Origin of the sequence: Acinetobacter sp. WY4 (assembly GCF_018438165.1) — a bacterium.
Taxonomy (GTDB): domain Bacteria; phylum Pseudomonadota; class Gammaproteobacteria; order Pseudomonadales; family Moraxellaceae; genus Acinetobacter.
Map to the genome: position 1 here is coordinate 2,931,465 of NZ_CP053947.1, position 24,899 is coordinate 2,956,363.

A 24,899-nucleotide genomic window follows, 5' to 3' on the forward strand; every position below is an offset into this window, starting at 1 on the left:
CCTTTACAGATAGGTTTGTGCAACAAAGCCAGAATAATTTCAAAGTATAAAGGGCTGAATAATCAGCCCTTTATACACAAATTAGATCAAACTAACAACACATTAAAGCGCTGCAATCTGCTCCATATTCGCTTTAATCTTCGCTAACTGATCAGCAAACTCAGCAAGTTTTACTTTCTCGCCTTCAACCACAGCAGCAGGTGCTTTCGCGACAAAACCTTCATTGCCAAGTTTAGTGGCAATTTGGTCATGTTGCTTTTGAATCTTGTCTAAGTCTTTTTGTAGGCGACCCAATTCCGCTTTCGGGTCAATTAAGCCCTTCATTGGAACGTATACAGATACGTGACCAACAACAGATGAAGAAGATAATGGTGGTTGCTCGCCATCAGCCAAGAAGGTAATGCTTTCAACTTTCGCCAATGCTTTGAACAACGGTTCAATACGTGCAATCTGCGCTTTTTCAGCATCAGTCGTATTTTGCAGCAGAACAGGCAACAAGCGTGCATTACCTAAGCCCATTTCACCACGGATGTTACGTACTGCACCAATCAAACCTTGCAGCCATTGCATATCTGCTTCAGCCTGGTCATTAATCAATGCTTGCTCAGCAACCGGGTACGGCGCCAACATAATGGTTTCGCCAGTAATACCGAGTTTAGGCGCAAGTGTTTGCCAGATTTCTTCAGTCAGATAAGGCATCAACGGATGAGCCAAACGTAAAGACGCTTCCATCACCGAAAGAAGAACACGACGTACTTCAGCTTTACGCTCTTTCGATACATTTTCATCATTCAGAACCGGTTTGGTTAACTCAACATACCAGTCACAGTATTCATTCCAGATGAACTCGTAAATCGCTTGCGCAGCCAGATCTAAACGGTAGGTTGCAAATGCTGTTTGCACCGCTTGTTCCGCTTTTTGCAGACGGCTTACGATCCATTGTTCAGGCAATTCCCAAAGGTCTTGACGTGCTTCTGAACCAATCGTTTGACCTTCGACATTCATCATCACGAAACGCGTTGCGTTCCAGATCTTGTTGGCAAAGTTACGGTAACCTTCAACACGTTTCATGTCGAACTTGATGTCACGACCAGTGTTTGCAAGCGCACAGAAGGTGAAACGAACTGCATCGGTACCGTAAGACTGAATCCCTTCAGGGAATTCTTTACGGGTTGATTTTTCAATCTTCGCTGCCTGTTTCGGGTTCATCAAACCTGTGGTACGTTTTTGTACCAGCGTTTCAAGATCCACACCGTCAATCAAGTCTAATGGGTCAAGGACGTTACCCTTAGATTTAGACATCTTCTGACCTTCGCCATCACGAACCAAACCGTGAACGTACACAGTTTTAAACGGTACTTGTGGCGTACCATCTTCATTCTTCATGAAGTGCATGGTCAGCATGATCATGCGGGCAACCCAGAAGAAGATGATGTCAAAACCTGTCACCAATACATCTGTTGGGTGGAAGGTATTCAAGAAGTAGTTTGCTTTGTCTTTTGCTTCGTCGCCAGTCCAGCCTAAAGTTGAGAATGTCCAGAGACCTGAAGAGAACCATGTATCGAGTACATCTTCGTCTTGGTTCAACTCAACGTCGGCAGGGATGTTGTTTTTCGCGCGAACTTCAGCTTCGTCACGACCAACGTAAACATTACCTTCCGCATCGTACCAAGCAGGGATACGGTGACCCCACCACAATTGACGCGAGATACACCAGTCTTGAATGTTGTTCATCCATGCCATGTACATGTTGCTGTACTGTTCAGGTACGAACTTGATGTCGCCATCTTTCACTGCTTTAATTGCAGGTTCAGCAAGTGGTGCAATCTTCACATACCATTGGTCAGTCAATAGAGGCTCAACAATCACGCCTGAACGGTCACCGCGAGGTGGTTTCAATGTGTAAGGTTGGATCTGGTCTAACCAGCCTTCCGCTTCCGCTTGTTCAACAATCTTCTTACGTGCTTCAAAACGCTCTAAACCAACATATTCACTAGGCGCAGGAATGGTTTTAGAAATTTGTTCGCCGGCTTTTGCGATGTATTCAAACTCAGCCAACACTTCAGCATTTTTGTTGAAGATGTTGATGATTGGCAATTCACAACGTTTACCCACTTCATAGTCATTGAAGTCGTGTGCAGGGGTGATTTTTACACAGCCTGTACCGAATTCTTTATCGACATATTCGTCTTTAACGATAGGAACCGCACGACCGGTAATCGGCAGGATAATATTTTTACCCACCAAATCTGCATAGCGTTCATCATCAAGCGCAACGGCAACAGCTGTATCACCCAACAATGTTTCAGGACGCGTCGTTGCAACCACGATGTGATCTTTACCATCGTGTGTGCGTAGTGACTTATCTTTAAAGAAGTATTTGAAGTGCCAGAGTGAACCTGCTTCTTCTTTATCAGACTCAACTTCTAAGTCAGAAAGGGCAGTTTGCAGTTTAGGATCCCAGTTCACCAGGCGCTTACCGCGGTAGATCAGGCCTTCTTCATGCAGTTTTACAAACACTTCTTTTACCGCGTTTGATAAACCATCATCCATGGTGAAGCGTTCACGAGACCAGTCTACAGAAGAACCCAAACGACGAATTTGACGGGTGATGTTACCGCCAGATTGTTCTTTCCATTCCCAAACTTTTTCGATGAATTTTTCACGACCTAGGTCATGACGGCTAACCCCTTGCGCACCCAACTGACGCTCTACAACCATTTGCGTTGCAATACCTGCGTGGTCAGTACCCGGTTGCCATAAGGTATTTTTACCAGACATACGGTTAAAACGGGTTAAGGCATCCATGATGGCATTGTTAAAACCATGACCCATGTGCAGGCTACCAGTGACATTTGGTGGCGGAATCATGATACAGAAAGATTCGCCTTTTTCAGACGGCTTAAAGTAGCCACGCTCTTCCCAAGTTTGGTACCATTTTTTCTCGATCTCGGTCGGATCGTAGGTTGTCGCGATATTTTGCGCTGAGTCAGTCATAGTCTAAACAGATCAAAAGTGAATGAAAAATTGGCTCTATTGTAGCAAAAAAAATAGTGCATGCGGCAGCTTAACCAAATGCAAACTTTAGCCAATTGGCATGTATAGCAACTCATCGTATGATAGAACGATAAAAAAACGCGACTCATCGCAGCATATCAAAAAGGATAATAAGATGAGCTATAGCATTTCCCTGAAGCTTCAACCTGAAACTCATCAGCGCTTTAAAGACCTTCATTTCCGATTAAATGCGGGCGAGCAAAACAGTCTGGCCAGACCCTTAGGTGAAAATCTGGCCGATATGGCCTGTGAAATTATTGACCAGATTTTTGGTCAGGTGGTGCAACTGGCCAACTCACCGGACAGTGAGTCTGAAAAAGTGATTCAGCAGATTATTCATACAACGCGTAAATATATGCCCTGGTCGGTTTCCTTATTTGGCAATGAACGGCTCATGCCAATGGTGAATTACCTGCATCAAATGACTTATGAACAGGCCGGTGATGCTTTTATGCGTTATCCGGTGGAAAAGATGCTGGTGATGGAACTGCTCGGCTGTGTTGACCAGATGAAAAATGGTAATCACCAGTATGTATCACCCGCTTTAAAAGCTTTTATTCAGGTGGTCGATCAAGGGGTGACGCATTTAATCCGTGAACCGAAAAAAATGTTGAAATTTAATGTGGTGGTCGATAAAACCTTGAATGGGGTGATTCATTTAACCACCCAGTTAGGCTATAAACGTTTTGACAAGCTCGGTAGCATCTATGATGCCGATACCATGAGTTATTATTTTGAGCATTTGCTGGCATTTCTGGAAGATGAAATGCCGCACCATATTCATTAAGACAAGGGAAATAGGATTTCATGGCGAAAGTTGAAGACTTAAATGGAAAAGTGGTCTGGATTACCGGCGCATCTTCAGGAATTGGCAAGGCGATCGCACAGCAATGTGCTGCACTCGGAGCACAGGTGGTACTGACTGCACGCCGGCATGAAGAACTGGAAAATGTTCGCCAAAGTCTCACCAATCCGGGTCAGCATATTTCAGTCATTGCCGATATCACGGATGAAAGCCAGGTTCGTCATGCCTATGAACAGGTTTTGCAACAAAAAGGCCGGATTGACTGGCTGATTAACAATGCCGGACTTAGCCAGCGTGCCCTGATTGCAGATACCACCATGCAGACTGAACGAGCCATTATGGAAGTCGATTACTTTTCTCAGGTGTTTCTTACCAAAATGGTATTGCCAACCTTTCTGGCACAAAAATCAGGTCGTATCGTCTTTATTTCCAGTGTGGCAGGTTTGCTCGGCACCCAGTATCGCGCATCCTATTCCGCAGCCAAAGCAGCGATTCATATGTGGGCTAACAGCTTGCGTGCGGAAGTTGCTGATCAGGGTGTTCAGGTCTCGGTGATTTTTCCGGGCTTTGTTCAAACCAATGTCTCATTTAATGCTTTAAATGGGGAAGGCAAGCCACAAGCCAAGCAGGATGAAGCGATTGAAAATGGGTTGTCGGCAGAAGATTTTGCCCGTCAAAGCGTACAAGCCTTGCAGTGCGGCGAAGAATATATTGTGATTGGCGGCAAGAAAGAAAAACTCGGTGTGCTGGTTTCGCGTATTTCACCCAAGGTGCTATACAAAATGATTCGTAAAACCAAGGTTAAATAAATCATCCAGAGTAAAAAAGGGCAGTAGCGCCCTTTTTTATGTCTCTTAAAACATCAACAAAAATAACAATACTTAAAAATGCAATTCATTTCTGGAGAATTGCCCATAAAGGGAATGCAGCCGATAACATGGATATGCAGAAAATTACCTTTTCACTCTGGTACTTAAGCCAAAAGCCGGTATGTTAATTAAAAATAACAGCCAACTGGAATAAGCTCATTCGATGAAAACCCCGGTGCCCGATTATCTCCAGCATGTATTAACGGTCTGTCATGATAATGATCAGGGCGCTTTGGCTGACTATATCCCTGAACTGGCAGCGGTAGATCCAAACAAGTTCGCCTTGGCGCTGACCACGGTGGATGGCACGATCTATTCTACGGGAGATGATGCAACCGAATTTACCATGCAGTCAATGTCCAAACCTTTTGCCTATGCCTTGGCATTGCAGCATTTGGGGATTAGCGCTGTGCTGGAAAAGGTCGGCGTTGAACCTTCAGGGGAGGCTTTTAATCAGATTTCACTGGATAAAGAAACCAATCTTCCCAAAAATCCAATGATTAACTCGGGAGCGATCACTACACATTCTTTGATTCCTGTACAAAAAGGGATTTCTCGTGCGGAATGCTTGCGCCGTTTTTTAAGTGAGCTGGCAGGACGTCAACTGGAATTCGACAAGCAGGTATATAAGTCTGAAGTCAAAACTGCATTCCGGAACCTGTCGATTGGTTACATGCTGCGTACCGTAGGGGTACTGGATTCGGATCCGGTAGAAATCGTCAATGGATATATCAAGCAATGTGCGATTAAGGTGACGGTCAAAGATCTGGCAAATATCTGTAGTGTGCTCGCCAATGGTGGTGTTCAGGCCAAAACTGGCAAACAGTTGTTAGAGCGTGATGTCGTGCGCCAAGTGCTCAGCGTGATGATGACCTGTGGCATGTATGATGCGGCGGGTGACTGGCTGACGACGGTCGGCATTCCTGCCAAAAGTGGGGTGTCGGGCGGAATTATCGGGGTATTGCCTGGGCAGGTGGGAATTGTGGTTTTTTCTCCTAAAATTGATGAGCATGGGCATAGTGTACGTGGCGTAGATATTTTTGAGCGTTTGTCGCGGGACATGGGCTTGCATCTGATGGAAGGGACGCCATCGGCACAGACCATTTTGCAAAGTCGTTATACGGCAGGTAAGAACAATGACATTGTCGTATATGAGCTGCGCGGCGTGTTGCAATTTACCGAGTCGGAAATGTTGCTGCGGATCTTGCAGGATGAGCCAGATGCTACAACTCGTATAGTCTTAGACCTGACCAATTTAACTTTGATTCATGATGTAGGTGCACGCATGTTATTTGAAGGCGTCAAACGATTACAAGCGGATGGACACAAAGTGGTAGTTATTGATTCAGAAGGTGTATTGAGTGAAGAGCAGGTAAAAGGCAATAAGCGGGTAGTGGTAACAGAAGAGCTAGAGCGCTATTTGGACAAGTTTCATTAAGCCACATCCATAGGAATGAGTATGCCTTTCATTACTTGCGCTTTAAAACTTGCTCAGTAGAGGAAATGAAATATAAAAAAGCCCCGAACAGTGTCGGGGCTTTTTTCAAATCTTGAAAAGTTTATTTAATATGCTCGGCAATGTCCGTAAAGATTACGCCTAAGCCGTGTGCGCCTGCATCCGGATAGCCTAAGCTACGATCACCGACTGTACCAGCACGGCCCATACGCGCCACGATCTCTTTGGTGGATTCTGCACCTTTTACCGCAGCCTCTGCACCCAAGACAAAGTTTTCTTTAAACGTCTTGTCGGTATTGGCTGACCAAGAGTCTGCGCAAGGTACAAGTGCATCAATCAGGGTTTTATCACCGACCACAGCACCACGACCAAATGAACGCTCACCTGTCACTTGAATACCTTTTACCGCAGCTTGTAGCATCTCGGCAAAATCTGCCACGCTTAGAGTTTCTTTACCTTGAATGGCTTTGCTGGCCGAACGGAATGCTGAACCCCAAATTGGGCCGGACGCACCGCCACAGTGTTCCATAATAATCATGGAACTATTCAGTAAGAATTCATCCATCTGTTGTGCTTGAATCAGGCTTTGCCATTCACGTTTCAGCTGTTTAAAACCTTTTGCGACGCTCATGCCAAAATCGCCGTCGCCTGCATGGGCATCCAGCTCGCAGAATGGCACTTCGTTTTTGATGATGCAGGCTGCCATCACATCGACCACATAACGCATATTTTCTATCGTGAATTGCTCATTCTGAATTTCAGCATGTTCAGTTTGGGTTTCAACTTCGGTATTGGCGGTTTGTTTTGCTACTGCGTCTTGTGCTGCAAATTCAAATGGTAGTGCAGGCGAGCCATCCAGCTTAAAGGCAGGGGTATTGGCTTCTGCATCTAAGTAGCCTTTTAGCTCATCATCGACTGCAAGCAATGAAACCGAAGCACCGTTCATGTCGATACTGGTCATATAGTTGCCAACGAATGTGCGATAAATTTTGATGCCTTTACGCGCCAGATGTTCGCATACATCATTGTTAAACACATACAGTTCTTGCATTGGTGTTGAACCAAAGCCATTCACCAACACCGCAACTTCTTGCATGTCAGGACGGTCAAGGAATAAGTCATCGACCATACGTTGTGCCATTTCTTTCGATGGTAAGATTTTTTCACGACGAATGCCCGGTTCACCGTGGATGCCGACGCCGTATTCCATTTCATCATCGGCTAGGGTAAAGGTGGGTGTACCTTTGGCAGGAACAGTACATGAGGTATAGGCGAAACCAAGACTAATCACGTTATCCGCTGCTTTTTGAGCCACAGCTTTGACTTCCGCAAGCTCTAAACCTTTTGACGCTGCTGCACCGGCAATTTTATGCACGAAGATGGTACCAGCAACACCACGACGACCGACGGTATAAAGGCTGTCTTTTACCGCGATATCATCCGCCACTTTGACGTAATCGACTTTAATGCCATCTTCCGCAGCCAATGCAGCACCATTCTGGAAATTCATCATATCGCCAGAATAGTTCTTGATGATCATCAGCACGCCTTTGTCAGTTGCGACATGCTGCAATGCTTTATAGACCTGAATTTGAGATGGCGATGCAAAAACGTCACCGCATACGGCAGCGTCTAACATGCCTGTACCGACAAAGCCCGCATGTGCAGGTTCGTGACCACTACCACCGCCACTGATCAGTGCCACGTTATTGTGTTTTTGTTTACGTGAAATGATTTTATGCGATTCGGTAAATGTCAGTTCAGGATGGGCAAGGACAAAACCTTTGCACATTTCGACAACCAGATTTTCAGGGTTGTTGATAAGTTTTTTCATGGAGAAAGGCCTTCACGTATTCTGGGAGATGTCTAAAGTCTTATTATTATTATGGAAATGTTTGAAATTTGCTGACTTAAAAATGTAAAAACGAGTGATTTGGGATTTAGGGGTTAGAAAAGAGGCGGTTGCATTTTTTACTTCACTAATAAGGAAGAGGAGTGGTGAAGGTACAAGCTACATTCAAAATTTCTTTTTAATCATGATTCGATAGTGGGTAAATTTTTATTCAGTAAGAGTGTTGTTTTTCAATTACCTGAATTAAAATTTAATTTTTTTGAATAACTTTAAATTATGGAAGATTTTTCAGAAGTAAATTTTTTGGTAGGGGTTAATGGCAGTGGTAAAAGCCGTTTATTGAATACTATTGGTCAGAGATATGTAAAAAGAAATAAAAATGTTATAGCAATTTCAAATACTGTTTTTGATAAGTTTAATTCAAGAGGCTATAAAAAATTAAGTGCGAGAGGCGGAAAGGAGTTTTTAAAAAAGACGATTGTTAACTCTTTTTTAAATGGGGATAATAACATTTACAACATCTTAGAATACTTGGGATATGAGAAAGAAGTTACTACCTTGATATCATTTTACTCTGATTTTGAGGGTGATTTTCTTAGCTATTTTTTACGAAGAATAGATAAATATAATAAGTTTGATGTTGCGAGTGACAAAGATTACATCGACTATAGTTTAAATGAACTTGATAGTTTTTGTAAGCAGCTAAAGAAAAATTTACATCCTTATAGTGAGTATGAATATTTTTTTGACTTTGGTGATTGGGGAGGAGCTCGAGAAAATATTTCTTCTTTATCAATTTTTAAAAAATTTTATAAGTTATTTAGTCATAAAAAAATATTTAAAATTGATTTTATTTTATTCAAAGGTGAAGAAAAATTTAATCTAGATGGTGCGAGTTCTGGTGAATCACATTTTTTAGCACAGATGTTGTTTTTAAGTAGTAACGTGTCCAAAGATACAAAGAATATAGTTTTAATAGATGAGCCAGAAATAAGTTTACATCCGAACTGGCAAAGAGAATACGTATTTAAATTATACGATTACTTTTATATGTATGATTTAAAATTTTTTATAGCAACACATTCTCCACTAATGATTTCAAGGCTTCAGGTAAATAAACAGGATTTATATAGAGACTATATAGGGCGAATTGAGTATAAAATATTTAAGGTTAAAGATCAGATGCTAAATACTATACAGGAGGATGAAGATTATAGTGTTGAGTCTTTATATTGGGAGGTGTTTGGAATTTTGACTCCAGATAATTCTTTTCTATCGAGATATTGCGTTAAATTATTGGATCAATTACAAGAGAATAAATTGTCATATGAATTTGTTGAGCAAGAATTTAGTAGACTAATTGAAAGTGCAGATAATATCCATCAAAGGGAAGTGCTTGAAGATATTAAAATTAGATTTTTAACAAGGAAGAATTAATGAATTTTGATCAATACATTTGTAATTATTCAGGTTGTCGTTGCTCAAACCAAATATGGAAATGTGAAAGATTTAAATCGCTTAAAATTAAATACAAAGAATTACTGAAGGTTAAATTTCAGAATTCTTGTGCCTATTGTCAAAGAGCTTTAGCTCATGATGAAAATATTATTATTGATCTAGAACATGTGTTACCAAAAGCTGAATATAAAAAATATATTTTTAATTTAACAAACTTAACAATTAGTTGTAGACGGTGTAATACGGCTCCTCGAAAGGGGAGAAGGAAAGATTTTATAGTTAATAATCATTTAGGGTTTCAGTATTCAATAAATGATTTTTCTGCTCAGAACTATAAATTTATTCATCCTAATCTTGAGGACGTAACTCAATTTTATGAATTAAATCTTCTTCAGAAAGGAAGAAGAAAATATTTAAGGTATGAATTAAAAAATTGGCATTCTAAACGGGAATATACAATTGAATTTTTTAAGCTCAAGGAAATAGAGGTTGGGTCACTAGATGAGTATGCCGGTATTAAAAATGATATTGAGAGTGCAATACTTAAGAGAATACCAATTAAATTTTAAGTAAAAAAATCCCCTCACTCGAGGGGATTTTTTCTAATCTAAAGTAGTGGATTTTTACACCACAGAATCATCCAAATTCGGCGCTAGCCAACGTTTCGCTTCATCCAGCGTCCAACCTTTACGCTTCGCATAATCTTCCAGCTGATCGCCAGAGATTTTGCCCACGTTAAAGTATTCAGTTTCAGGGTTTGCATAGTAGAAACCGCTCACTGATGAAGGTGGCCACATTGCAAAACTTGTGGTTAAGTAAGTACCAATCTTGTCGGTTGTACCTAACCAGTCAAACAATGGCGCTTTTTCAGAATGCTCAGGACAAGCAGGATAACCTGGTGCAGGACGGATCCCCACATACTTCTCTTTAATCAAATCTTCATTTGAAAGTTGCTCATCTGCTTGATAGCCCCAGAACTCTTTACGAATACGCTCGTGTAAATGCTCAGCAAATGCTTCAGCAAAACGGTCACCCAAGGCTTGAACCATAATCGCGTTATAGTCATCACCTTTGGCTTTGTATTCTTGAGATAACTCTTCCGCACCGAAGATCGACACGGTAAAGCCACCCAAGTAATCCTCAGCGACATCTTTTGGCGCAACAAAGTCTGCCAAAGAGTAGTTCGCTTTACCTGTCACTTTGTCAGACTGCTGACGTAAGTGCTCGAAGCTGTGGGTTACATTACCCGCTTCATCTGCAACGGCAACTGTATCTGCTGCTACACGGTTTGCAGGATAAATACTAAACGTCGCACGCGCATCAAAACGTTTATTCTCGATGATGTCTTTCAGCATTGCTTGTGCTTGTTCATACAAGTCACGTGCTGCTTCACCCACCACTTCATCTTCAAGGATTTTCGGGAATTTACCCGCCAGGCTCCATGAAATAAAGAACGGTGTCCAGTCAAAATATTCCACCAAAGCTTCAAGCGGATAATTTGTGAAAGTTTCAGATCCAATGAAGTTTGGTTTAACCGGTGCATTCTTGTCGAAATCGATCTTGAAGCCGTTTTCGACTGACTCTTGATAAGACAATTTCGCCGCTTTCGGTTGCTTGTTGGCAAGACGAGTACGAATTTTTTCATAATCCGCTGCATAGTCAGCCAAAAGTTTTGGTTTCATTTCAGGAGAAAGCAATTGTGTTGCTACACCCACGGCACGTGAAGCATCTGCGGTGTAAAGCACGCCATCATTATGATATTGCGGTGAGATTTTCACTGCGGTATGCGCTTTAGAAGTCGTCGCACCACCAATCATTAACGGAATGTTAAAGCCTTTGCGCTGCATTTCTTTGGCAACAAAGACCATTTCATCCAGAGACGGCGTGATCAGACCAGACAAACCGATGATATCGACTTTTTCATCAATCGCAGTTTGTAGAATTTTCTCACATGGCACCATCACGCCCAGATCCACGATGTCATAACCATTACAGCCTAATACTACGCCAACGATGTTTTTACCGATGTCGTGTACGTCGCCTTTCACCGTAGCCAGCAGGATTTTACCTTTTGCTTCGGCTTGGGTTTTCTCAGCTTCAATGAACGGGTTCAACCACGCTACAGCCTGTTTCATCACGCGTGCAGATTTGACTACTTGTGGCAAGAACATTTTACCGGCACCGAACAGATCGCCGACTACGTTCATACCCGCCATCAATGGACCTTCAATCACATCCAGTGGACGTGTAGAGTTTAAACGCGCTTCTTCAGTATCTTGATCGATATAAGTCGTGATGCCTTTTACCAATGCATATTCAAGACGTTTTTCAACAGACTCATTACGCCATTCCAGATTTTCTTCGGCTTTTTGCGTACCACTTTGACCACGGTATTTTTCAGCAACAGCAAGCAGTTTTTCGGTTGCTTCCTGACCGCTTTCACCCTGGTTCTGGTTTAAAACAACATCTTCAACCGCTTCTTTCAATTCTTTATCGATGTCATCGTAAATCGCCATCTGACCGGCATTTACAATACCCATAGTCATGCCTTGCTGAATGGCATGGTACAGGAACACCGAGTGAATCGCTTCACGTACCGGTTCGTTACCACGGAACGAGAACGATACGTTCGACACACCACCAGAAATCATCGCATTTGGCAGGTTCTGTTTAATCCAGCCAGTCGCTTCAATAAAGTCCACGCCATAGTTGTTGTGTTCTTCAATACCGGTCGCAATCGCAAAGACGTTCGGGTCAAAGATGATATCTTCAGACGGGAAGCCTACTTCATTCACAAGAACATCATATGAACGCTTACAGATTTCTTTTTTACGCGCAGCTGTATCGGCCTGACCATCTTCATCAAATGCCATCACGATGACCGCGGCACCATATTGACGGCAGAGGCGGGCACGTTCGACAAACTCGTCATGACCTTCTTTCAGGGAAATCGAGTTCACCACGGCTTTACCTTGCACACATTTCAGGCCCGCTTCGATAATCTCCCATTTAGAAGAATCCAGCATGATTGGCACACGTGAAATATCCGGCTCAGAAGCAATCAGGTTCAGGAAATGCACCATCGCACCTTGCGAATCGAGCATGCCTTCATCCATGTTGATGTCAATGATTTGTGCACCGGCTTCAACCTGTTGACGGGCAACATCAAGCGCTTCGGCGAAGTTTTCTTCACGAATCAGACGCAGGAATTTTTTCGAACCGGTGACGTTGGTACGTTCACCGACGTTCACGAACAGTGAATCTTTGGTGATGTTAAATGGCTCTAAACCACTTAAACGACACGCAGGCTCAATTTCAGGAATTTGACGAGGGGTAATGCCTGCAACAGCATTTGCAATCGCACGTATATGATCCGGCGTAGTACCACAGCAACCACCGGTAATATTAATTAAGCCGCTTTCTGCAAATTCTTTAATAAATGCTGCGGTTTCTTCCGGCGTTTCATCATAACCACCGAAGGCATTTGGCAAACCAGCGTTTGGATGCGCTGAAACAAAGGTATCAGCAACGTCAGACACGGTTTTCACGTGTGGACGCATCGCATCTGCACCTAGGGCACAGTTAAAGCCGATAGATAACGGCTCTGCATGACGCATTGAGTTCCAGAAGGCTTCAGCGGTTTGACCAGTCAATGTACGACCTGATGCATCCGTGATCGTACCTGAAATCATGATTGGCAGTTCATAGCCTAATTCTTTAAAGACTTCTTTTACTGCAAAGATGGCAGCTTTGGCATTTAAAGTATCGAACACAGTTTCGATCAGGATGATGTCTGCACCACCTTCGATCAAGGCTTTGGTTGATTCGATATAGTCAACTTTGAGCGCATCAAAAGTGATATTACGGAACGCCGGGTCATTTACGTTTGGAGAAATAGAGGTGGTACGTGATGTTGGTCCGATCACACCGGCCACAAAACGCGGTTTTTCAGGCGTTGAATATTTGGCACAGGCTTCTTTGGCCAGACGCGCTGCATCACGGTTAATTTCAGGAACTAGATCTTCCATGTGGTAATCCGACATTGAAACGCGAGTACCGTTAAAGGTGTTGGTTTCAATAATGTCGGCGCCAGCTTCCAAGTAAGCTTCATGAATGCCCTGAATAATTTGTGGCTGAGTGAGCACCAGCAAATCATTATTACCTTTGAGATCATAGGCCCAGTCAGCAAAACGCTCACCACGATAATCGGCTTCTTCCAGTTTATGGCGCTGGATCATGGTACCCATCGCACCATCGATAATTAAAATTCTTTTGGCAAGAAGTTCTTTTAAAGTGGTAAGTGTAGACATTCAAACTTTCTCAGCAGAAATCAAAAAAAACGACGCTAATCTTAGCAGATTAGTTGGCTGATTTCTGCTGAGATTGCTCAGAATGATGGATAAGCATGATATGAAAATTTGATAAGTCATCTAGAAAAACAACAAGTTCTAAAATCCGGATCAGAAAATATTGCAATCTCTAATCTGATTCGATGTCTTTGAGACAGTAAACAAAATCAAAAAATTAAGCTGATGCTTTCATTCATGAAATTGTCATATTGATGGCTTATGCTGTGCAAATGAAACTTTTGCTCAGCTTGATGACAGGCAGGGTTTGAATCGTTTTGGTAGCAAAATATGTTGAGTTTTTAAGCTTGAAGAAGCTGGAATCTTATCTTAAGTAAATGATTTATAAAATCAAAATCTAGTGTTTTAGTCGGAATTAAACAGGACGAATAGCAGCAAGAAAATCCAAATAATTGCTTCATATGACAGCAGTTTGTCATATAATTGTCACAATTTAACTGAACAATATGGGGATTCTTGAATCCTCTATTCCTGCTTGCATGAATCCTAATCAAACTCCCGTAGATTCAGCACACGGGTCGGCTTCCCAAAAGTCGACCAATGTTCATGTGCCAACACCGAAATTTTTTATGCCGGTGTTCCTGACTCTTATTATCACTACGCTGATTTATATCGGCTTCCAGTTGTCTGCAGATTTAGCGCATGTACCGGCCTTGGGCTTGTATTCAGTTATTTTGTTAGCGACGGCACTTTTTATTGCGTTGAGCTTTGAGTTCGTCAATGGCTTCCACGATACCGCCAATGCAGTTGCCACGGTCATTTATACCAATGCACTTTCAGCTCCTGTCGCAGTGATGTGGGCCGGCTTCTGTAACTTCCTTGGGGTTATGGTCGCCAGTGGTGCGGTCGCTTACGGTATTATTGCGTTATTGCCGGTCGAGCTGATCATGAATGTTGGCTCCGGAGCCGGCTTTGCCATGGTCTTTGCCATGCTGATCGCGGCTATTCTCTGGAATCTGGGAACCTGGTTCCTCGGTATTCCGGCATCCAGTTCACATACCCTGATCGGTTCGATTCTGGGTGTGGGCATCATGAACTATATTCTGAATGCCGGTACTGGCGCTTCAGGTATAGACATGGAGCAGGTGATGAAAGTCGGTAAGGCGCTGTTATTCTCGCCTTTAATCGGTTTTGCATTTGCTGCGATTGTGTTCCTGCTGGTGAAAAAAATCTTCAAGCGTCAACTGGAACTGTTCCAGCCACCTGAAGGTAACAAGCCACCACCACCATTGATTCGTGCCATGCTGATCTTTACCTGTACTGGGGTGAGCTTTGCCCATGGTTCAAATGACGGTCAAAAAGGTATGGGTCTGATCATGCTGATCCTGATCGGCTGTGTGCCTTTGGCGTACTCGCTGAACAAGAATCTGGATGCACAACATATTCAGTCTTTTGGTCAGTTATCTGCACAAACAGCGGATGTGATCTATCCAAATCATCAGGATATTCCGGATGAACAAGCTCGTGATGTGATCACCAAGTACATTCAGACCAAGGAAATTACCCCTGAAGTCGTGCCTGCATTAGCAAGCTTGACGGATCATCTGGGTGAGAAAGTCGGTAGCTATACCAGCATTAAGGATGTTCCTGAAGCTCAAGTATCTGAATTCCGTAATGACATGTATCTGAGCACTACAGCATTTAAGCGTCTGGATAAAGCAGAAGCTTTACCGGCAATGAGTGCTGCGCAGGAAAAAACAGTGGATGAATACCGTGACAATCTGGATTCATTCCTGCAATACATCCCGACCTGGGTAAAAGTGGCGACAGCCTTGGCACTCGGTCTGGGTACGATGGTCGGCTGGAAGCGTATTGTCGTGACGGTTGGTGAGCGTATTGGTAAACAGCATATGACTTATGGTCAGGGTATGTCTGCCGAGCTTGTTGCGATGTCGACCATTGCTGCAGCAGATGGTTTCGGTATGCCGGTATCAACCACCCATGTATTGAACTCTGCAGTAGCAGGTACCATGGTGGCGAACAAGTCCGGCTTGAACTTCCAAATGGTGAAAACCATTCTGTCTGCCTGGATCTTTACTTTACCAGCAACGATCTGTCTGTCAGGTAGTTTGTACTGGGTACTGTTAAAAGTATTCTAAATTATTTAGACATAAAAAAGCTGCTCTAGAGCAGCTTTTTTATGGGTGGAAGAAAAATTAAGGATGTAAAAGAGGAATCTAAATTACGATTAAGGCGACAGGGATGTCGCCGTTAGGCTGTGATATAGGGACATATCATCAGCTTAACAAAAGATTTTTGTTACTTTTGATCTTTCAAAAGTAAAGAAAAAAAGAAGCTATAAAATAGATCAACTTAAATCTGCCCAAAGCACATTCATAAGAATTTGAATGATTGAAAGCCTAAATTAACCTCTCCCTAACCCTCTCCTAGAAGGAGAGGGAACGCCCATTTTCAATTAAAGTTCTCTCTGCTTTAGGGATGAGCAGCACTGCTACGCAACGAGGGGAGAACTTTAAAAATAACGATTACCTTTCTTATGGAAAAATTGGATGAAGATAATAAAAAAATTACTTCTTCAACTTACTCAATAATCCTTTTGGCAACTTCTCTGTCGCAAAACCATATAGTGCAGCAAAAGGTAGTGCGGTACGTGCCAGATAGGCCACTCGCCACAAACCGCCATGATTCGCACCATGCATCATCAATTCAAGCGGATGGTTGAGTTTTACTTCAGGATTGGCCACCGATTCCGGATTGCGAAGGTCATGAATCCATAGTGCCGCCATAATCGCATTGGTGGTTTCAGGCGCGAAAGCTTCAACATCAAACAGGCTGGCACCGTTGAATGCGGCTTTTAATAGTGGATTCTTGGTCACAGAATAGGTCGTAGTCGAAGGCGCAATATTGATACTGACACGCTGACCTTGAGCACGCGCCAAGGTAGCACGCCATTGCTGGATACGTTTTGCCAGTGCATAGTTCGGGCCTTGTTCTACTACCAGACAGTCACAGATACCATAAACCTGATCACCAGACTGAATCAGTTCATGCGCATTTTTCTGGAAAAAGTGTTTGCGGCTTAAGGTTGAAACACCTTTAGAAAGGATCGCCTGTGCCTTGGAGCGTTCAGTATATTTCACTTTAGAGGCTTCGATTACTTCACTCGGCACCGCATAAACATCGGTCGGCGTACACATGTACATCAGACTGGTATTGGCTTTTTGCTGACTAACATAGTGCATGATGGCATCCATCGCCATAGAGACGCGGACATGCTTTTCACCATCCAGATAGGCAATTGCAGCCAGATCCAGATTCTGTTCGAACTGTAATAACCATTTGGCAATTTCAGGAATCTGCGTCAGCAAATTCGCGCCCAGTTTTTCTTTTAAAATATCAAGTGAAGTATCAGCAGGCAGGTCTTCGGTACAAGGTGCATACAGCGTGGCATTGCCTTGGTTGATGGTATCGATAATCTTGCCCCACACCCGGGTGTTCGGCAGATCAATCGCCACAATGTTGGCTTTCCATTTCGTCAGCCAGGTCAAAGGGCCGGCTTCAGATGCGGCACCAAACAGCACCGCCGTCCGATCTGACAAGTCAAACCATTCAGGATGTACCACACATTCACGCAGGGCATTGGCATGACTGGTTTCCACGATGCCTTGGCTTTCCCAGCGCTCAATCTGCTCCAATAAGGCATCACCTTGCAGCTTTTGACCGTGGTAAGGCACATACCATTCTGGTACAGCTTTACTGCTACCTGTGAGTTTGAATGTATGTAGTTGTTCAGCGGGCAGAGTTAAGGCATCTTGCAATACATACTTTTGACCATCACGATAAAATTCAAAAGTCTGATGGGCCTTTGCTAATCCATCTTCGGCAATTTTCAAGCTGGCTTCAGGAGAACTCAGTCCCTGTTCGACCAGTTGCTTAAAATGCACGGTATATTTTTTGCGCCAGTTTTTTTCTGATTGTGCCTGTTGCGAACTGAGAGGGGCGACATTGGCTAAGGCGGCTGCGATGATCGCGCGTCCTGCTTTGGAGCTACTTGGTTTTTGTTGCTGAGACTGAAGAGGAAATTGAAGACCGTCTGGTGTAGTGGACATGCAAAATATCTCGAGAATGACAGTAATTAATATACAGATGTATACATTATCGCTGCAAAATTCAGTCCAAGATTGGCATTAAGTGACATCATCACTTTCTAATATATTACGAGATGTTTCAAACGAATAAGAGAGCAGCAGCTCTCTTATCCATTTTCAGCAGAAATATGAGGCTTAACTCATATGTAGCTTTATTCCTTCAGTATTTAAAAAACCTGATTAAAACGGAACCTGCATCAGTTTATTCAAGAAATGCGGAATCAGGCGGGGCTCCAGAATAATCGTCATGACTACCCCGTAAGCCGCTCCCCATAAATGCGCGCTGTGATTAATATTGCTATTGCCTTTTTTGCCTGACCAGATGCTATAGGCTACATACAGCACAGCAAAAATAATGGCAGGAACCGGAATGAAGAACACAAAGATCAACTTCCAAGGTTCAAACAGAATATAGGCAAACAGTACAGCCGAGACTGCACCGGAAGCGCCGAGACTGGCCCAGCGCGCATCATTTTTATGCTTCAGGTAACTTGGCAGAATCGCTGCGATCAGACCACCGAGGTAAAACAGGATAAAACCCAGGTCATACAGATATTGACGATAAAAGCTTTCAATCACGCTGCCGAAGAAGAACAGGGTAATCATGTTAAACAAGAGATGAGCTCCATCCGCATGGATAAAGCCATGCGTAATAAAGCGGTCATATTGTCCACGTTGCAGTGCCGGTGGCCAGAAAATCAGGCGATTCATCACCGTCTCTTTGGAGAAAGCAATAAATGACACAATACAGGTGATCAGAATAATGGTCACGGTATGATTAAAAGGTAAATCAAGCATATAAATGATTCTAAGGGTGCCTATTTGCCAATTATCATGCCATTAAAATTAAGCTAAAGTTGTACTTTTATAATAAATCCGACAATTTTAGTTGATTTTTAAAAATTACCCCGCATCTTCAGTTAAAATGGCCGCTTGAGCTTGAGGAAATTATTGTTATGTCGACTGAGAACAGCAGCACTCCAGTTGTTGGTGAAATTCCCAACTTATTGATTACACCAACAGCACAAGAGTATTTAAAGGATCTACTGGATAAACAGAACACCCCGGGTATTGGTGTGCGTGTTTTTGTAGAGCATCCGGGTACTCCTCGCGCTGAATGTTGCATGGCCTATAGTGCACCTGATGAAGTTGTACCGACAGATTATAAGCAGGAATATCCTGATTTCCCTGCTTTTATCGACTCGCCATCTATTCCGTATTTACTCGATGCCGTGATTGATTACAACAAAGACCGTTTTGGTGGTCAGTTGACTTTCCGTGCACCGAACTCCAAAGTGCCACGCGTGGGTCCAGATGCATCAGTAGAAGAGCGTATTACCTATGTCTTGCAGTCTGAAATTAACCCGGGTCTAGCAGGCCATGGTGGTAACTGTGCACTGGTCGAAGTCAAAGAAGACCCTGAAAAAGGTTTAACCGCTGTACTTAAATTTGGTGGTGGTTGCCAGGGTTGTTCAGCGATTGATATCACTTTGAAACAAGGTGTTGAAACCACATTAAAACAACATGTACCAGAGTTAATGCATGTCGTTGATGAAACGGATCATAGTCAGTCTGAAGGTGCGTATATGAAATAAGCTGTTCTATATAACAGTTTATTTATCGCATTTTAAAAAACCTCGAAATTTCGAGGTTTTTTTATATCTGGCTTAAAAATTAGTGAATATTAATGATAATAATTATCAATATTAGTTGCATTAAATTGAGGAGTTGTTACACTTCGCAACCGAATAAACATGATCTCTTCATAAATATTGGGGCGCATAAGGTATGAATAAGCCATTCTTAAAAACCACTTTGGCATTTGCTGTACTCACAGTCATGACTGTTTCAGTGCAAGCGCAGGACCCAGTTACTGAAGAAAAAAAGGAAGTAGTACAGTCTGATAAGACCAAGTTACAAACGATTGTGGTGACTGCGAGTGGGCAGGCAGTAGATGTTAAATCTGCGCCAGCTTCAATTAGTGTCATTACTGCCGAAGAAATTCAAAAACAACCCGTTTCAAGTCTGGCTGATATTTTAAAACGTGTACCTGGGGTAACAGGGGGGCTTAGTTCAAATGGTGCTGGCTCAAAAATTCAATTGCGTGGCATGCCTGAAAATTACACACTTATCTTAATTGATGGAAAACGTGTAGGTTCGTCCAGAGATACCAACTATCGTGCAAACTTGGGTCATCAAGATCTAAACTGGGTGAGACCAGAAATGATTGAACGCATTGAGGTCGTACGTGGGCCAATGTCTTCTTTATATGGCTCTGATGCGATGGGTGGAGTGATCAATATCATTACCAAAAAAATCCCTTCAGAATGGGGAGGGTCTTTTACCTTAAACCATACCGTGCCGACCACATCTTCTGATTTGGGCCGAACGATCCAATCAGGACTAGTCGGATATGGCCCTTTAACCGATACACTCGGTATGCGTGCCACAGTCGGGATCACTGAACAGGAAGCGGATCAAGGCTATCAAATTTCTGATCGTAATATTCCTGGAATGGCGGGAAGTAAGGCAACAGGACAATCGGGTAGTCGTGATCAAAATGCGAATTTAAAATTTGATTATACGCCGAATGATATTCATAGCCTGTCTTTAGAACTGGGCTATGGGTTACAGCAAGACAACCCGTCTACCACATCACAGGTGGTGGATGGCCAAGAACAGGCCGTATTATCTTGGGGCCCGTCAGAGTTAGAACATCGTTCAATTTCCTTGTCACATGATGCCAAGTGGGCTTTTGGTGATTCAAAAATTACTGCTTACTATAATGATTATGATCAAAGTCAGGTGACAGAGACGGGGCCGACCACACAAAAATCCAAGGAAAGCATTGTAGAGGGTAATCTCAATATTCCGTTTCAGTTAGGTGTTGAGCATATCGCTACAGTGGGAGGCCAATGGAAATCAGAAGAGTTGATCAATACACGTAATATTGGGCTTTCTATTCCAAGTTATGATGGACATGAATATGGTTCAGAGCTAGAAGGAGATACTTGGGCGCTGTTTATTGAAGATAAAATTATTTTTAATGATCAAGTGCATTTAACACTGGGGAACCGTTTTGATCATCACGATAAATTTGGTACACATAATAGTCCTCGTGCTTATCTGGTGCTGCAACCAAATGAAGCATTGACCGTCAAAGGCGGTGTTGCTCAGGGCTTTAGAGCACCTTCATTAAAAGAGAATACTGCAGGTGCCGCGACTCGTTCAGGGGGGAATGGATGTACATCACTTAAGCCTTTGGGTTATGTGTCGGGCGGATGTTATATGGCTGGTAATGCAAACTTGCAGCCTGAAGAAAGTACTAACTATGAAATTGGATTTAATTTTGCTCAAAATGACTTTGATCTCGGTTTAACCTATTTTCACACAGATTTTAAAAATAAAATTGAATATCGTGCTTTAGGCGAAATTAATGGTGTGTGGTGGACACAATATCAAAATGCTGAAAAAGCGCGTGTACGAGGCTTGGAAGCAAGTGTAGCATTACCACTTTTAGATAGTTTGAGCTGGAAAACCAATGCAACCTATTATTTTGATTCAAAAAATTTAGTGACAGGCAAAAATCTCTCAACGATTCCAGAGTTGTCAGTTTATAGTGCACTCAACTGGACACCCACTGATCCACTTTCCTTGGAACTTGCAGCACAATATACCGGTGAGCAATATACAGCAAGTGCTGAAGATACAGTGGTGATGCAAAAGCCACATACCGTATTTAATCTGTCTGCAAATTATGAAGTGAATGATCAAGTCACTGTTCGAGCCGGATTAAATAATTTATTTGATAAAAAACTGTCAAATGCTTCAAATGATTATTATCTGGATCGTCAGCAAGTATTTGCCGGATTAACCTATAATTTCTAATCTAAGCAGATAAAAAAGCCGCTATAAAGCGGCTTTTTTATTTAAATTTTAAGGATTTTTAAAGTATCTTCATGATAATAAAATTGTTCCAGATATTTGCGTGCACGTTCACGTAAATGACCCTGTGAAACCATCTGCTGGATTACCGGACTGAGCAGTTGCTGCAATTCATTCTGAATTAGCGCTTCATCAATATTCAAATCACGTAATAATTGATCAAAAGTATGTTCCTGATTGCGGACATACCAAGTATGAATTCCGTCATGCACTTGCTGCTGTAAATAATCTGTCTGACGTATGTGATCCCAGATGTCATGACCTAAGCCGACCGTCTGATTCAGGTCCTGCAGCTCAATATAATTCTTCAAGACCGATACAGGCATATCTTTGATTTTATGCCAGAGATTGGCCTGAAAATGATAGAGTTTCTCGTCGTCAAAATGCTGGTTCAGCACATGCTCACTCATCTGGCTCAGTTTCAGGATATTCTTTTGCAGATAATGTGCAATGGTGCTATCGAGGTTGGTATCGGTGACATTTTCCAGAACGGATTTGCCCATTTTCATAAAGCGGGAAACCCCGGGCACGCTTTTGGCAATCATGGAGTTATCCAGGTAATCCTGAATGGAATGCTGGATCAATTGGGTAATCATGGCTGAAAATGCCGGATTATTCACGACGGTTTTAATCAGGCGCTGACGATGACCACTTTTGCTGGCCACATACTGGGCGATTTTGTCCACGGTCAGGACTGGGATCAGATCAGCAATCGTGGTGGTGTCATTGGCCGGATGCACCAGGGCAAAACGGATATGCTCGGCAATCTGTTCAATCAGAAAGCTGCTGGCAGCAGTACCGAGAATCTGTTTTTGTAAAAGCTGATTGATCAGTTCACAGCTCCACAGCTCTTTTAGCGTCTGTTTACGCAACCACAAATAAAATGCATGAAACTCGCTTTGAATCGTTTCAGATTGAGAAAATGCCTGATCGAGAAAATCAAGTTGAGCATCGATCAACTGCTCAATCATCGGGTGTTTCTGCATAGCATCTCTGAAACTTAATTTAAAGGAATGAGTTTATCAGCAAGCGGGTTTTTTAGGGTCTGCGTCTTGGCCAGAAAAGGCAAATAATGTTGTGCGACCTGTTTTTCTGCTTCCAGAATCGGCATATGCCCGACATTGTTTAAAATCACCGGTTTTTCGGCACGTTTCAGCAGGGCATGCAGTTCTTTAACTACTTCGACATTAATGATCCGATCCTGTCTGCCCCATAAAATCAAGGTGGGTGCTTCTACCGTGCGGGTCAGGCGGGCAAAGGTTTCCGGTGTATAAATCCGATTTAGCATCACCACCTGATCAATCGATTTGCTGGTTTGTTCAGCGCGTGAAATCAACAGTTTTTCCTGTGCATGCCGTAACTGATAAGGAATCACTGGCGGATTCTGCATCAGCTGTTTGGAAACATCTTGCAGATCACCGGGTTTGCTGACGATCAGGTCTTTTAAGGCTTGAGGATCTTTGGTATAGGGAGTATTCCCCATTTTGTAAAGACCAGCACTATTGATTAAAAAAAGACTTTGCGTATCGAAAGGATATTGTGAAGCATACACCGTAGCAATCGATCCACCCAGAGAGTGGCCGGCAATGTGTAAATTTTCGTCCACATTTAAGGTTTCAAGGAACAAACGCAGTTGAGAGGTCACATTGGGCACAGAAACATCAAAATTGTCCGGAACTTTGGTGTCGCCGTTGCTTGGCAGATCCGGAATAATGACATGATAATAGGGCGTCAGAAACTGGGCGACCCGGTTCCAGTTGTCGCGCGTGCCGGCCAGACCATGAATCAGTAGAATGGATGGTTTGTTCTTGGCACCGCCTTCGCTATAACTCCAGGTGACCTCGCCAATTTTGAGGGTCTTGGATTTGATACCGGCAAGGCTGCGTTCTTGTAACAGATGCTGCTGCAAGACTTTGGCAGATGTTTCATTTTTCTGGCTAAATAGTATTTGAGCATGTGTCAGGCCCGGTAATGCCATGCTTAAGGCAACTACGGCTGAACAAATCATTTTCGAGCGCAATTTTATTATTTTCTTCATTGGCCATTCCCCAAAACAAACCCAGTGAGCAAATTGCTCAATCAAAATACTTCCATGTTATAAATTTGCAATTTTCATTCAAATAAAAACATTGTTCTTCACTCTATTTTAAATCAATCTTTGCGCTTGTCACCCATTAGTTTTTTGCTGAATTACATTCAATGACTGGAAAATGTGATGTATTGCGCATAAATTACCTGCAGAAATGAAATTAGATAAATGCTAAAAATTTAATCAGCTAAGATTTTTTGCAAGTGACATTCAAAAAAACTGGCAGTAAGATATTGCAACTAAAACCATCGGTGATAGAAAAGAATGCTCACAGCTCAAGAAGCTTTAGAACGTCTTAGACAGGGTAACCAACGTTTTGTCAGTGGCGATACCACGCATCCAAAACAACTTAGCCACCAACAGCGCGCAGAAATGGCAGAGGATCAGAATCCGTTTGCGATTGTCTTGGGATGTTCAGATTCGCGCGTTCCAGCCGAAATGGTTTTTGATCAGGGTCTCGGCGATCTTTTTGTGATTCGTGTTGCAGGTAATATTGTTGCACCCTCACAGGTCGGCAGTGTTGAATTTGCCGCGGCACGTTATGATTGCGCGATTGTGGTGGTGTTAGGTCACAGTCACTGTGGTGCGATTAAAGCGACTATTGATACCTTGATGTGTCCAGATTGCCCCCCATCGGCAAACCTGATGTCGATTGTGAACCGCGTACGTCCTTCAGTTGAAACTTTAATGCAAACTGAACTGAAAAATGACTTGGCAAAATTGTCCAAGCATGCAGTACGTTCCAACGTATTTGCTTCGGTGAATCAGTTGCGTCACGGTTCAGCCGTTCTGGAAAACCTGATTGGACAAGGAAAACTAAAAGTCGTCGGTGCTGAATATTCACTGGAAACTGGTGAAGTGACATTCTTCGATTTCTAATCACGATTCATCT

General features: G+C 42.8%; 16 protein-coding genes. 9 read left to right on the top strand and 7 right to left on the bottom strand.

The features are described from left to right. Positions 1-102: 102 nt before the first annotated feature. On the bottom strand, positions 103-2,997 hold the full coding sequence (locus tag G4D73_RS13665) for a valine--tRNA ligase (protein ID WP_213686992.1): 2,895 nt from the start codon (positions 2,995-2,997) through the stop codon (positions 103-105). Positions 2,998-3,172: 175 nt separating this feature from the next. Between G4D73_RS13665 and G4D73_RS13670 the strand changes: the two genes are divergently transcribed. From G4D73_RS13670 to G4D73_RS13680, 3 genes are all read left to right on the top strand, one after another. Next, complete coding sequence (locus G4D73_RS13670) at positions 3,173-3,844, top strand: hypothetical protein (RefSeq protein ID WP_213686993.1); 672 nt, start codon at positions 3,173-3,175, stop codon at positions 3,842-3,844. Positions 3,845-3,864: 20 nt separating this feature from the next. Next, the gene (locus G4D73_RS13675) at positions 3,865-4,671 is read left to right on the top strand and encodes an SDR family oxidoreductase (RefSeq protein ID WP_213686994.1); all 807 of its coding nucleotides are present in this window, start codon (positions 3,865-3,867) and stop codon (positions 4,669-4,671) included. Between the two features lie 223 nt (positions 4,672-4,894). Then, the gene (locus tag G4D73_RS13680) at positions 4,895-6,169 is read left to right on the top strand and encodes a glutaminase (protein ID WP_213686995.1); all 1,275 of its coding nucleotides are present in this window, start codon (positions 4,895-4,897) and stop codon (positions 6,167-6,169) included. 121 nt (positions 6,170-6,290) lie between these two features. Here the strand turns inward: G4D73_RS13680 and dhaK are convergent, their stop codons facing one another. Then, positions 6,291-8,021, bottom strand: a complete 1,731-nt coding sequence (dhaK, locus tag G4D73_RS13685) for a dihydroxyacetone kinase subunit DhaK (protein WP_213686996.1) — start codon at positions 8,019-8,021, stop codon at positions 6,291-6,293. A gap of 294 nt (positions 8,022-8,315) precedes the next feature. Here dhaK and G4D73_RS13690 point away from each other — a divergent pair, with 294 nt between their 5' ends. Further along, positions 8,316-9,476 carry an AAA family ATPase gene (locus G4D73_RS13690; RefSeq protein ID WP_213686997.1) on the top strand — a complete coding sequence of 387 codons (1,161 nt, stop codon included), beginning with the start codon at positions 8,316-8,318 and terminating at the stop codon, positions 9,474-9,476. Then, positions 9,476-10,066 carry an HNH endonuclease gene (locus tag G4D73_RS13695; RefSeq protein ID WP_213686998.1) on the top strand — a complete coding sequence of 197 codons (591 nt, stop codon included), beginning with the start codon at positions 9,476-9,478 and terminating at the stop codon, positions 10,064-10,066. The genes G4D73_RS13690 and G4D73_RS13695 overlap by 1 nt, the downstream gene beginning before the upstream one ends. A gap of 54 nt (positions 10,067-10,120) precedes the next feature. On the opposite strand, the gene metH is transcribed toward G4D73_RS13695, so the two are convergent. Continuing rightward, positions 10,121-13,807 carry a methionine synthase gene (metH, locus tag G4D73_RS13700; protein WP_213686999.1) on the bottom strand — a complete coding sequence of 1,229 codons (3,687 nt, stop codon included), beginning with the start codon at positions 13,805-13,807 and terminating at the stop codon, positions 10,121-10,123. A gap of 536 nt (positions 13,808-14,343) precedes the next feature. On the opposite strand from metH, the gene G4D73_RS13705 reads away from it, so the two are divergent. After that, entirely contained in the window at positions 14,344-15,963 is a 1,620-nt protein-coding gene (locus tag G4D73_RS13705) for an inorganic phosphate transporter (RefSeq protein WP_195725002.1), read from the top strand. Between the two features lie 429 nt (positions 15,964-16,392). Here the strand turns inward: G4D73_RS13705 and G4D73_RS13710 are convergent, their stop codons facing one another. Both G4D73_RS13710 and G4D73_RS13715 read right to left on the bottom strand, forming a co-directional pair. Continuing rightward, on the bottom strand, positions 16,393-17,934 hold the full coding sequence (locus G4D73_RS13710) for a hypothetical protein (RefSeq protein WP_213687000.1): 1,542 nt from the start codon (positions 17,932-17,934) through the stop codon (positions 16,393-16,395). Positions 17,935-18,153: 219 nt separating this feature from the next. After that, a complete protein-coding gene (locus G4D73_RS13715; protein WP_004646259.1) occupies positions 18,154-18,771 on the bottom strand; it encodes a rhomboid family intramembrane serine protease in 618 nt (205 codons plus the stop codon). 158 nt (positions 18,772-18,929) lie between these two features. Between G4D73_RS13715 and nfuA the strand changes: the two genes are divergently transcribed. Next, positions 18,930-19,568 (top strand): Fe-S biogenesis protein NfuA, encoded by a 639-nt coding sequence (gene nfuA / locus G4D73_RS13720; RefSeq protein WP_004279400.1) that lies wholly within the window; start codon positions 18,930-18,932, stop codon positions 19,566-19,568. Between the two features lie 193 nt (positions 19,569-19,761). Continuing rightward, positions 19,762-21,861: a TonB-dependent receptor domain-containing protein gene (locus G4D73_RS13725; RefSeq protein ID WP_213687001.1), complete on the top strand. Its 2,100-nt coding sequence runs from the start codon at positions 19,762-19,764 to the stop codon at positions 21,859-21,861. A gap of 41 nt (positions 21,862-21,902) precedes the next feature. Here G4D73_RS13725 and G4D73_RS13730 read toward each other — a convergent pair whose 3' ends face one another. Then, a complete protein-coding gene (locus G4D73_RS13730) occupies positions 21,903-22,904 on the bottom strand; it encodes a hypothetical protein (protein WP_213687002.1) in 1,002 nt (333 codons plus the stop codon). A gap of 14 nt (positions 22,905-22,918) precedes the next feature. After that, entirely contained in the window at positions 22,919-23,956 is a 1,038-nt protein-coding gene (locus G4D73_RS13735) for an alpha/beta fold hydrolase (RefSeq protein ID WP_213687003.1), read from the bottom strand. A 315-nt stretch (positions 23,957-24,271) separates the two neighbouring features. Here G4D73_RS13735 and G4D73_RS13740 point away from each other — a divergent pair, with 315 nt between their 5' ends. After that, positions 24,272-24,886, top strand: a complete 615-nt coding sequence (locus tag G4D73_RS13740) for a carbonic anhydrase (RefSeq protein ID WP_004646264.1) — start codon at positions 24,272-24,274, stop codon at positions 24,884-24,886. Positions 24,887-24,899: the final 13 nt, after the last annotated feature.